The sequence below is a fragment of the Flavihumibacter petaseus NBRC 106054 genome (assembly GCF_000974785.1).
GTDB lineage: Bacteria > Bacteroidota > Bacteroidia > Chitinophagales > Chitinophagaceae > Flavihumibacter > Flavihumibacter petaseus.
Genome location: NZ_BBWV01000004.1, coordinates 443,755 through 455,247, shown reverse-complemented (window position 1 = coordinate 455,247; position 11,493 = coordinate 443,755). Strand labels below are relative to the sequence as shown.

Here is an 11,493-nt window from a genome sequence, read left to right as displayed (position 1 = left end):
CGCTGCGAATCAACGGGTTATTCAATCTGCGTAAGCGCCATCAGCAATGTTATTTTGTCTGATGATGTATTTGTGTAATATGGCATCAATGCCGAAAAGTATGCCGCTATAGAGCAGGGTGGAGAGCATGAAATTGCGGATATAGGGCCAGCCCTGTGCATAGCATTTCAGCAGGCCGCTGATGTTACGGGTAAGCGGTTGGTTGGTACTGATATCAATGCCCTCACCTGATAACCAAACGCCGAAATCTACGAGTAACCAGAAAGCCAGCCCGGAAACAATAGCAGCCAGCAATAACCTGCCGGCTGCTATTGTGGGCAGCAACCACCTGCCAATCAGCACGATGGTCGCAACAGCGATATAAATCCAGTAAAAGCCACTGTAAAACAATCCGTACCGGCCTTCATACACCACGGTGTTGATCACGATATCACTTGCCAGCAGCGTTGTGATCGGGAAGGCAAAGGATTTCCACCCTGTTGCCCTGGCACCGCCGAAAAGCGCCATTGCGCCGATGGGAGTGAAGTTGCTCCAGGGCGTCAGTGCTGCTGCATTGGTGATCCTCAGCAGCGCAACGGCAGCCATGAAACAAAGGAGGTACAGGAATCTGTTTTCAGCTGCTTTTGTCATTACTGCAATTTTTTAACGGGTACAACAGTGTTAGGGCTGATCGCCGGACTTACAGAGAAGGAGTATTTTTTCTTACCGTCCTTATCAAAGCAGAATACCGCTCCGCCACTTGTGTAATCTTTTGCATCCGTAACGAAAACCTCGTTGGCTTCACTGTTAATGCTGAGGCCATAGGGGGTGGTAACTGCAGTGCCGTCGGTGATGAAATTGTCACTGATAGTCGTCAGGTCGTCCGGGTTCAGAACAGTGATCTTTGGTGCGCCACCATATCCACTGGTCAACAGCAGTTTGTTGTCAAAGAAACGAACTACGCCGGCATTAATCTCGAGATCATCGGAAAGGGTTTGCGTTGCCAGGTCCACGCTGACCAGTTTGATTGGCACAGTACCATAGATGCCCAGGCACAAGGCAAAGAGTTTCCCTTTACCAATCGCCAGTTTGGCAGGAGCTGTGCCTACCACCAGTTTTTTGGTTTGCGTCATCGTGGTAAGGTCGATTATCGAAATGGTTGAATCGGGCTCAACAAAATTCAATGATCCTGAATTTGCCACGTATAATTTGTCGCCGTCCACCAATAATTGCTCCGGGTTGGCGCCAACCGGAATGAATTTTTCCAGGGTAAGACTCGCTGTGTCCATAACGGCCACGGTTCCATCAAAACAACTGATCAGAATTTTGTTTTTATAGGGCACTGCATACCTTGGCGACCGGGCTGTTCCGCCATCTTTCATCTCTACTTTTTTCAGAGAGGTTGCTGTGGCTGCGTCTGCCACTTCGATATAACTCGACACATTCATCACGATATACAATTTACTGCCGTAGATCAACATATCATTACCTGTATCGCCCAGACCGCTATTGTTAACGGTACGGTAATAGTCTGTGGCTGCAGTTTGCGTGGAAAAGTCATAGTACGTTAACATCGTGTTGTTCTGGTTCCAGACTCCCTCACTGAGTACATAGACCCCCGCGGCAACGGGAACGGGAGGCGCAGGCGGGTTGTCATCTTTACTACAGGAAGCGAGGGCTGCGATACCCGCAAATACTCCGATACACCAACTTAAACGATTCATATTATAGCTGTTTATAGATTTTCGAATTGAAGTGAAAAACCAAAATTTCTTCCGGGCATGGGATAGTACCTGATCACAGCGTACTGTTCGTCGAAAAGGTTATTGGCCTGGAAACCTGCCCTGCATTGAACTGCACCGATGCGGAAAGGTTTATAGATTGCTGCGTCATGTGTGATCCAGCCATCCACAAGATTGGCGGGATCATTGTCGCCCAGGGCATAACGATTACTGCTGAACAGTGCCGTCCAGCTCAATGTCCATTGATTCCACGCGAGTTGTGCCAGAACGCTGCCACTGTGCCTGGGCGAATAAGGCAGGTCTTCCTTGTACGACGAAGCATCGGGATCGGAAACATCTGTGGCCTTTTGAAGGGTATAGGCGATCCTTCCTTTCCAGGACCAGCCTTTGTTGATTTGTCCGCCTGCTTCGATATTGACATCCATGCCATAGATAGCTGCAACACCCACGTTCATCATAGACCAGACGAACAGGTTTCTGTTCGGAACGGCAATGATTTTGTCGGTTACCTTGTTGTAGTAACCATCCAGGCTGATTCCGGTGTAGATCTTTTTGTTCGACGAACCAGGATTCAGCGCAACACCGAAGTTGAACTGTTTTGCTTTTTCCGGCTTCAGGCTGCGACTCCCGAAAAGTGTATAGTACAGCTCATTGAAGGAAGGCATGCGGAAGGAGTTCTTGTAGAAAGAGCGGAGTAGAAAGATGCGCTGGTTGCCGGGGTACCAGCTGACGGCAAAGGTGGGTGTTAATACCTGGTGATCAGGGGTTGCCTCGCCGGCACTGGTGTTGTCATGAAAATAACTGTGTAGCAGAATAGCGCTGGCGGTGAACCCGTTTTTCTCCCAGGCGCCAGTCAGCGCATTCCAGAGAGAGAATCTTTCAGGGTAAGAGAACTGCGGCAGGTTGGCATCCAGCGTGGTGAATGCTGCATCTGTACTGAATCCAAGGGTAATGGTCCTGGTGGCCTTGAAGGAGAGGGCTGCATTTGCATCAGCTTCCTGCTGCCGGTAGATGTTTTCCAGGTAACCGGCTGCATTCAGAAAATCGGGATCCACATAACGGTTGTATTGGTACTGGTATTTCACCGCCGCCTGCAGCTGCCATCGTTCTGACAGGGGATTAATGTATTGGCTCTGGATATTAAATTGCTTGTCCCACAAACGCTGATTGGCGGTTTCATTGAAGAAGACAATTGCACCGGGGAGGCCGCGCTCGGATCCGTACCAGGCTGCCCTTGTATTGAGTGTGGCGCCTTTTTTCCAGTAGTGCATCAGCTGAAAAGCCGCCTGAAAACTTTCCAGGTCTGCATTTTCCCGCCGCAGCGATTTACTTTGTGAGCCATTTTCGACTGTATAGGGATAGTCTCCGGCTGAACGGTGATATTCAGCAGTAACGCCTGCTACAGTGGATTTCCCGATCGGAAAGGAAAAGGAGGCCTGTGGTTTCCAGTAACCGAATGAACCGCCGTCAATCCCCGCCGTCCACCGGAACTTTCGCAGGGAGTCGATCCGGAAGAAAATGGATTCCACGGAAAGTACGGCGGCAGAAGCATAAGTTCGGGCAGGTTGCAGAAATGTTGCCTGGTATGCCTGGGAGAGTTGGATTTTTTGTACGAAGGCAGTCGAATATTTGCTGAGATCGATCTGGCCGTTTTGCATGTCCGTTACCGGAAGGCCGTCGTACAGCATGGCTGTGTGGCTGGCGCCAAGGCTTCTGACGGAGATGGTCTTCAGGCCGCCCTGTCCCCCATAGTCTTTTACGAGGACGCCTGCAAAAAAACGGGAAGCATCGCCAACAGAAACTGGTCTAACGGTATTCAGAAGCTCCCTTGATAATACCTGGCGGGGAGCTGCAGCCTGATAGGGGGACATTGTAGCCCTTGCCGTATAGATCACGCTGTCGAGCGCTTTGATTTTACGGGCAGTGTCAATCAAACGATCCTGCGCAGCAACAGTTTGTCCGCTGGTGATCCAGAAAAGAAGCCAAACAGTGTTGGTCAATGCTGATATGGTCAGTGTGCCTCGCATCATTTGCCCGCTTTTCACCCGAAAGCCCAGCATGGTTAAAATGTTTCAAGGCAGGTCTTCTGGCTTGTTCCTGTCAACGGCCTTCCCGTCCTTTGCGGACAGTGGCTGGAGGGTTGACGCCTGGATGCATGATCCTGAACTTACAGCTACGGGGATAGCGCCGGAATTCAACCGGACTTCCCTTTTAATCCTGGAAATTATTTTTCCTCGGAACCCTGATAACGGCGCGAAGATAATGAAAAGCGGAGGCCGGCGTAATAATTTCTTCCATACGCAGCATTGTAATAACGGCCAGCGGCAGCATTGATATCGTTACCGAGACTGTAGGTGGTGTTAAAGAGATTGTCAGCGCCTGCAAAGACTTCCAGGTATTTGCCGATAGTGGAACTGAGCCTGGCACCCAGCAGATGAAAAGGAGCGGCTTTGTCGGTATTGGCATCATTCAGCCAGATGGGGTCACAATATTGATACGTGACAGCGAGCGCCTGACCGTACAGAGTGTTTACAAAGAGCCCGGCGTTGACCACCTGCTTTGCAACGCCCGGAAGTTCATTGCCGCTGTAATCGTGATCTACCTGTATAAAATCTTTGTAATGGAAATCACTCAGGGTGTAGCTCATCCTGTAGTTCAGCCGCCATTGTCTTTTCATGAGCAGAGGGTACCGGAAACTGGCTTCAATTCCCTTTTGCCTGGTATCCCCTGCATTGTCAAAATAATCGGCACCGCTGGCGTCACGCCGCTGGACGATGGCATCGTGCAGTGCGAAATAGAAGAAGTTCAGTTCAAACCACCCTTTGCCCCTGATCACATTCCCACGCAGCCCTGCTTCATAATTCCAGCCCCATTCGGCCTGCAGGTTGTTGTTGATGATGCTGTTGGAAGGCAATAGTTCTCCTGTACTCGGAGGGGAAAATCCTTTTGCTGCCAGCAGGTAGGTTGTTAGCCCCCGCCACTTTTTCAGCAGGCTGAATCTTGGCGCCCATTCACCGCGGTAATTGGAGGTGAATTTGATATTGGGTACTATCGATTGCCGGGTGATGGCAACCAGGTTGTTGTTCCAGCTGACTTCCCCCATCAGTTGCCAACCATCGCGCAATTGCCAGGTAGCCTGCGTAAACAGAAAGGCGTTCCTTGGCCTTACGGCATCGCTTGTTTGCAATGTGTCGGGCAGACCGGCATTGTTCCCGTATACATTTACGTTATACCAGCCCGACTGGTATTCACCACCGGCGCTCCATTTCAATGTTGTATTGCCCAATGGGATCTCCCCTGTTGCTGACAACCTCGCGCCTGCATGGGGTTCACTCCTTTTTTCATAATTGCGTATTGAAGGATTTTCTACGGCAGCAAAAGCACCGTATACCGACAGGTCAGTGCTTAAATTTTTCAGGGGTTCCCAATGCTGGTGAAGTCCCGCGAAAAACAGGCGCTGATAGATTGCTGCCTTAGCCGCTTCCGCTGACGGAAATATACCGGCAGCCGGCCGGGCCTGTTTGGGATCCTCCCTGTATTGGGCTAGTGTCAGTCCGCCAGGCGTTTCATACTGAAGATCACTGTACAGCATTCTGATGGCCAGTGTTGATTTTTCGCGTTGCTGAACGACCGATTGCCAACTGATGGCATCTCTCCTCATGGCTGTCTGATTGCGATAGCCATCGGACTGCTGGTGCTGGAAGAGTAGCTGGTTAGACCAGCCATTTTTTCCGGTTGTTGCCGCCACATCAACCTGATGAAGGCCGTAACTTCCGGTGGTATATTGCAGGTTAAGGCTGTTGCCCCAGACCGTGTCTTTCGCGTTATTCCCTGCCAGTACTACGCCGCCGGTTCCGGCACCATAATGGCTGCCGGCTGGACCGCGTAATAATTCAAGATTACCTAAAAAGGAAAGCGGGAAGCAATTCAGGTAGGTATTGCCGCCGGGATCCGTAAACGGCACATCGTCCAGGTAGAACCGGATATTCCTGACGCCAAAGGGCGAACGAAGTGCACTACCCCTCATGGCTAACCGATAGCTTGCTGGTGACCTTTCTTCCATGCGAACGCCAGGCAGGGCATTTATAGCTGGCAGAATCGTTGCCGGTGAATAACCCCGCCAGTCTGACAATCGCACCAAACCCACTGCTGCAGGAAGTTCCCGGAGGCCCGCACGGATCGAAAAAGCCTGCACTGTGACAGAATCCAGTACCTCCTGGGCAACAACAATTCCGGCATTCAACAGGATGATCCCCGCCATCAAAACTTTCTTCAAATGCATGATTGAAGGTAAGTATCTTCATTGCATGACCACCAAGAACCAACTGGGACTGTTTGATCTCACCATGATCGTGATCGGCCTGGTGATCGGTATGGGCATATTCCGGACGGCAACGGATTCTGCCCAGGCATCGCTGACACCCGGAATTTATTTCGCAGCCTGGATGGTGGGAGGGCTGGTTGCACTTTGCGGTGCACTTACCTATGCGGAGATTGGATCACGGTTTCCGGTAACGGGCGGATACTATAAAATCTTTGCGGAGTGTTATCATCCGTCGGTTGCTTTTGCAATCAACTGCATCATCCTGATCTCCAATGCTGCTTCTCTGGCAGGCGTCGCGTTGATTGGCAGTGAATATATTTCCCAGCTGTTGTTCCATGAACCGCCCGGAGATTTTACCAAGGCGCTGATTGCCATGGGAGCCGTGACGGTTTTTTATGGGGTGAACCTGGCTGGCCTGAGGATGAGCTCAAAAACCCAGAATGTGCTGATGGTGATCAAGATCACCATGGTGCTGGTCTTGGTGGGATCGTTGTTCCTGCCTGGTCATCCGGTGATGGAAAGCACAGTTGCACCCGGCACCTACAGCATGCAGGAAATGATCCGCTCCTTTGGTGTCGCGCTGATCGCTGTATCGTTTACCTATGGGGGTTACCAGCAGTCTATTAATTTTGGTGACGAGGTGCGGGAACCCCGTAAGACTATTCCCAGGGGGATATTCATTGGGATTCTAACGATAATTGGTTTATACCTGACGGTTCAGTTCGCGTATGTGCATACCATTGGTTTTGAGCAACTCAAGCAAACACGTGGAATCGCAGCGGTTGTAGCGGAAAGGATGTTTGGCCCCACAGGTAAAACTGTTTTCACCGTATTTCTCTTTCTGGCGGTTCTGGCTTACGTAAATGTGCTGTTGCTGAGCAATCCCCGTGTGATGTACGCGATGAGTAAAGACGGTATCCTGCCGAAAGCATTTGCGCAAAAAAATGAGGAAAAGGATGTGCTGACAGTAAGCCTGACTGTTTTTGCCGCCATTTGCATCATTGTACTTTTTTTCATGAATACCTTCGATAAGATCCTGGGATTTACCATATTTCTCGATTCGATCGGTATGGCTACGAGCGCTGCCACCATATTTATCCTACGGAAGCGGACCCGGCACCTCGATGGCACCGGTATTTATACCATGAAGCTGTTTCCGGTGATGCCCGTCATCTTTATCCTGGCCTATGTTTTTGTGGGCACCAGCATTTTTATCAATACTCCCGACCTGGCGCTTACTGCGCTGGCAGTTTTTGCTGCATTTTTGCTGTTATATTTCACCGTGATCCGCAAGCCGGGTCGACCCTAAAGATGTACAACTATGGATCTTTCCTATATACTCAATGAATTGGGTGAAGAACGGAGTGACTATTACAATGCCATTGCTCCGCCCATTATGCAAACCAGCAATTTCGCTTTCCGCCGGGTGGATGACCTGGGCAGGGCGTTTGAAGATGAAATGGCAGGGTACCTGTACAGCAGGGGGATCAATCCCACCGTTGATATCCTGAGGACCAAGCTGGCAGCATTGGATGGGGCGGAAGATGCGCTGGTATTCAACAGCGGGGCAGCGGCAATATTTGCCGCGGTGCTGGCCAATGTCAAAGCGGGCGACCACATTGTTTCGGTGCATCATCCTTATACCTGGGCGCAAAGAATGTTCGATGTGATCCTGCCGCGTTTCGGGGTAACCACTACTTATGTGGACGGAACGGATACCGCCAATTTCGAGGCAGCGATCACGCCTGCCACCACCCTGATCTACCTGGAATCACCTAATAGCTGGAGCTATGCCATCCAGGACCTTGCCGCTGTGGCATCCCTCGCCAGGAGCAGGGGAATCGTCACCATTGTGGACAACAGTTATTGCTCCCCGTTGTACCAGCAGCCCATTGCGATGGGAATAGATATCTCCCTGCAGTCCGCCACCAAGTATATCGGCGGGCATTCTGACACAGTTGCCGGAGTCATCACGGGAACCCGGGCAATGATGAAAAGGATCTTTGACAGTGAATACAATAACATCGGCAGCGGCATACAGCCCTTCAATGCCTGGTTGCTCATCAGGGGACTTCGTACGCTGCCTGCCAGGCTGGAACAGGTTACCCGTACCACCTATAAAGTACTGGAATACCTGAAAAATCATCCTAAGGTGGAGCGGGTATTGTTTCCGTTTGATCCGGAGTTTCCGCAATATGAGCTCGCCAGGAAGCAGATGAAGGAAGCCTGCGGGTTGATGACGATTATCTGTAAGGAGTCGACCAGGGCTGAGATCGTCCGGTTTTGTGAGAGCCTCCAACATATCATGATGGCCGTTAGTTGGGGCGGCCATGAAAGCCTGATCATACCGCGCTGCGCCGCGATAAAGGAGGAGCATTTCCGGCCGGCAAAGCCGGAACACCGCATGGTTCGGTTATATGTGGGGTTGGAATCCCCCGATTACCTGATCGCCGACCTGGAACAGGCGTTTTCACGATAATTATTTCAACGGATCGCTTGTTGCGGCTGAATTCTTTATTTTTAGACCCTTAACCAACTTTCATGACATTTTTGAGTAAATGCTCTTTACTATTATTGACCGGCAAACTGATTGTGCTGGGCGTACTTGCCCAGGACACAAAGGTGGTGCCGGCAGGTACAGAGGAGTGGGACCTGCGCCGTTGTGTAGATTATGCCGTGCAGAACAATATATCCGTCCGCCAGTCAGATGTACAGAAAAGAATAGCCGATCTGATGTATGAGCAGAGCAGGCAGGCCAAAATTCCCAATGCGAACTTTTCTTTAAATAATGGTTTAAAGTTCGGACGGTCCATTGATCCGACCACAAACCTTTATACGAATCAACAGTTGCTGTATCAGGGCTTTCAGTTCAATACCGATGTAACCATCTTTAATTGGAACAGGATCAACCATAATATTACCGCCAACAGGCTGGAGGCCGCAGCCTCAGCTGCGGATGTGGAGAAAAATAAAAATGATATTGCCCTTAATGTTGCGACTGCCTACTTAACTGCGCTACTTTCAAAAGTTCAGGTCGACATTGTAAGGGTACAATTGAAGCAGAGCCAGGATCAACTTGCCGATACCAGGAAGCGGGTAAATGCAGGAACACTGCCCGAGCTTAATGCCGTTGACCTGGAAGCTCAGGTTGCACGTGACAGTGCAAATGTAATCTCGTCAGATGCAACGTTTCAGCTAAACCTGCTTAGCCTGAAAGCCTTGTTGAATCTTGATGCAGCTCAGCCATTCAGTATAGCGGTGCCGCCTGTTGAGTTCATTCCGGTGGACCCGATTGCCGAATTGCAACCCGCACTCGTTTATGATCTTGCCTTGAAGAACCAGCCCGCTCAAAAAGCAAATGATTTGAGGAAACAATCGCTTGAGGCATCCATCAAGACTGCAAGGGCAAACTTATACCCTTCGATTTTTGCGGCTGGTGGCCTTTCAAGTAATTTTGCCTCGACAGACAAGAAGTTTACCGGTGAATATCAGTTTCGCGGCATTGATACCACGCTCAATTTTGTCGGTATCCTGGATGCCAATGGTAAACCCTACAATGTACTGTCTCCTAATTATCTGCCTTTACAAGCCAAGAAATCATTTGGTGAATTGTGGCAGGGATATGGAGATCAGCTTTCCAACAACTTTAGTCAGAATATTGCTGTCGGCATTTCCGTTCCCATTAATAATGGATTCCAGGCAAGAACCAACTATAAGCGTTCCAAGCTGAACCTGGAGAACCAGAAACTGGTAATTGAACAGGCCAATCAGACTTTGAAGCAGGATATTTACAGTGCCTATACCAATGCTGTAGCGTCGCTGCAGAAATACAATGCCAGCAAGGCCAGCATGAGCGCTGCCCAGCGTTCTTATGACTTTGCCAGCAGGCGGTATGAGCTCGGGTTACTTTCCACACTTGAGCTGATCACCAGCCAGAGTAACCTGACAAGGGCAAAAATTGACGTGGCCAACGCCCAGTTCGACTACGTCTTCCGTATGAAAGTGCTGGAATTTTACAAAGGAATGGGCATCAAATTATAAACTGCAATCACCCCTGTATATGAATAAGAAATTAGTTTGGATCCTTGTCGGCGTTCTGGTTTTGGTTGGCGCCCTGTTCGGAATGAAAAAAGCCGGTATTATCGGCAAAGAAGAAGGCATTAAGGTAACAACGGAAAAACTGGAAAACCGCACGATCATCGAAACTGTGAATGCGAGCGGCAGTGTATATCCTGAGATCGAAGTGAAAGTCAGCTCGGATATTTCGGGTGAGATCATTGAACTCAATGTGGAGGAAGGTGATAGCGTCAGGAAGGGACAGGTGGTAGCAAAGATCTTTGCCGACCTGTACCTGACGCAGCGGGACCAGGTAGCAGCGGCGGTTCGCCAGCAGGAAGCCATCACTGAGAATAGCAAGGCATCTCTGGATGCCCTTAAGTCAGCAATGACGCAGTCTGAAGCACAATACAACCGGCAGAAGCAGCTGATGGAGGAGAAAGTCATCTCCCGTTCAGAATTCGAGATTGCCGAGAACGCCTACAATACCGCTAAAGCAAATTATAATGCAGGGTTGCAGGGTATCAGGGGAAACCAGGCTGCTGTACAAAGTGCGCAGGCCAACCTCCAGCGGGCGAACAAGGATCTTGGCCGTACTACGATCGTAGCACCCATGGATGGTATTATTTCTTTGCTTGCGGTTAAAAAAGGAGAAAGGGTGGTTGGTACTGCACAGATGACAGGTACGGAAATGATGCGGATCGCCGACATGAAAAAGATCGAAGTGCGGGTAGACGTAGGCGAAAATGATATCCCCAAAGTACACCTGGGTGATTCAGCGCTGATTGAAATAGACGCCTATAACGGCAGGAAATTCAAGGGGATCGTGACGCAGATTGCTTCCAGCAGCAACTCCCTGGGAACGACGACAGCTACCAATACCAATGACGTCACCAATTATAAAGTGCATATCCGCCTGTTGCCGGAATCATATGCAGATCTTCTGAAAGACAAAAGGCCAAAGGCATTTCCGTTCCGTCCGGGGATGAGTGCAGCAGCCGATATCCAGACCCGCCGCCGGGAGAATGTGCTTGCTGCTCCGATCAATGCAGTGACCACCCGCGAGAAGGACAGCGACAAGTCAGTTGCCGAAACCAAGGGCTCTATCCCTGCTGATGACAACAACAATACAGAAGAAGAAGGTAAAAAATCCCTTAGTTCCGACCTTGATGAAGTGGTATTTGTATTGCAGGCGGACAAAACGACCATCAAACGTGTAAAAGTTCGCACAGGCATCCAGGATATCAACTATATCGAAATTCTCGGCGGTTTGAAACCCGGAGAAGAAGTAGTTACCGGACCCTATTCGCTGATTTCAAAATCGCTGAAGAACAACGACAAGGTAAAAGTGGTTAAGAAGGAAGAACTATTCGAGGCTAAAAAGAAATAACC

8 protein-coding genes and 1 riboswitch are annotated in these 11,493 nt (G+C 50.0%); of the genes, 4 read left to right on the top strand and 4 right to left on the bottom strand.

What is annotated here, in order from left to right:
* Positions 1 to 21: 21 nt before the first annotated feature.
* The 4 genes from FPE01S_RS21360 to FPE01S_RS25980 all read right to left on the bottom strand — a co-directional run bounded on the left by FPE01S_RS21360 (position 22) and on the right by FPE01S_RS25980 (position 6,003).
* Positions 22 to 630, bottom strand: a complete 609-nt coding sequence (locus FPE01S_RS21360) for a DUF6580 family putative transport protein (protein ID WP_072054030.1) — start codon at positions 628 to 630, stop codon at positions 22 to 24.
* Positions 630 to 1,703, bottom strand: a complete 1,074-nt coding sequence (locus FPE01S_RS21355; protein WP_052956077.1) for a YncE family protein — start codon at positions 1,701 to 1,703, stop codon at positions 630 to 632. Before FPE01S_RS21355 ends, FPE01S_RS21360 begins: the two co-directional genes overlap by 1 nt.
* Positions 1,704 to 1,714: 11 nt before the next feature.
* On the bottom strand, positions 1,715 to 3,751 hold the full coding sequence (locus FPE01S_RS21350; protein WP_169749202.1) for a TonB-dependent receptor: 2,037 nt from the start codon (positions 3,749 to 3,751) through the stop codon (positions 1,715 to 1,717).
* A gap of 29 nt (positions 3,752 to 3,780) precedes the next feature.
* Positions 3,781 to 3,981: riboswitch (cobalamin riboswitch) on the bottom strand.
* Positions 3,946 to 6,003, bottom strand: a complete 2,058-nt coding sequence (locus tag FPE01S_RS25980; RefSeq protein WP_052956076.1) for a TonB-dependent receptor family protein — start codon at positions 6,001 to 6,003, stop codon at positions 3,946 to 3,948. Its footprint overlaps the riboswitch before it by 36 nt.
* Positions 6,004 to 6,028: 25 nt before the next feature.
* On the opposite strand from FPE01S_RS25980, the gene FPE01S_RS21340 reads away from it, so the two are divergent.
* The 4 genes from FPE01S_RS21340 (at position 6,029) to FPE01S_RS21325 (ending at position 11,491) form a co-directional block, all read left to right on the top strand.
* Positions 6,029 to 7,354: an APC family permease gene (locus tag FPE01S_RS21340; RefSeq protein ID WP_046371104.1), complete on the top strand. Its 1,326-nt coding sequence runs from the start codon at positions 6,029 to 6,031 to the stop codon at positions 7,352 to 7,354.
* Between the two features lie 12 nt (positions 7,355 to 7,366).
* The gene (locus tag FPE01S_RS21335) at positions 7,367 to 8,524 is read left to right on the top strand and encodes a trans-sulfuration enzyme family protein (RefSeq protein ID WP_046371103.1); all 1,158 of its coding nucleotides are present in this window, start codon (positions 7,367 to 7,369) and stop codon (positions 8,522 to 8,524) included.
* Between the two features lie 62 nt (positions 8,525 to 8,586).
* The gene (locus tag FPE01S_RS21330) at positions 8,587 to 10,086 is read left to right on the top strand and encodes a TolC family protein (RefSeq protein WP_083990382.1); all 1,500 of its coding nucleotides are present in this window, start codon (positions 8,587 to 8,589) and stop codon (positions 10,084 to 10,086) included.
* Positions 10,087 to 10,105: 19 nt separating this feature from the next.
* Positions 10,106 to 11,491, top strand: coding sequence for an efflux RND transporter periplasmic adaptor subunit (locus FPE01S_RS21325; RefSeq protein WP_046371102.1), 1,386 nt, complete (start codon positions 10,106 to 10,108; stop codon positions 11,489 to 11,491).
* Positions 11,492 to 11,493: the final 2 nt, after the last annotated feature.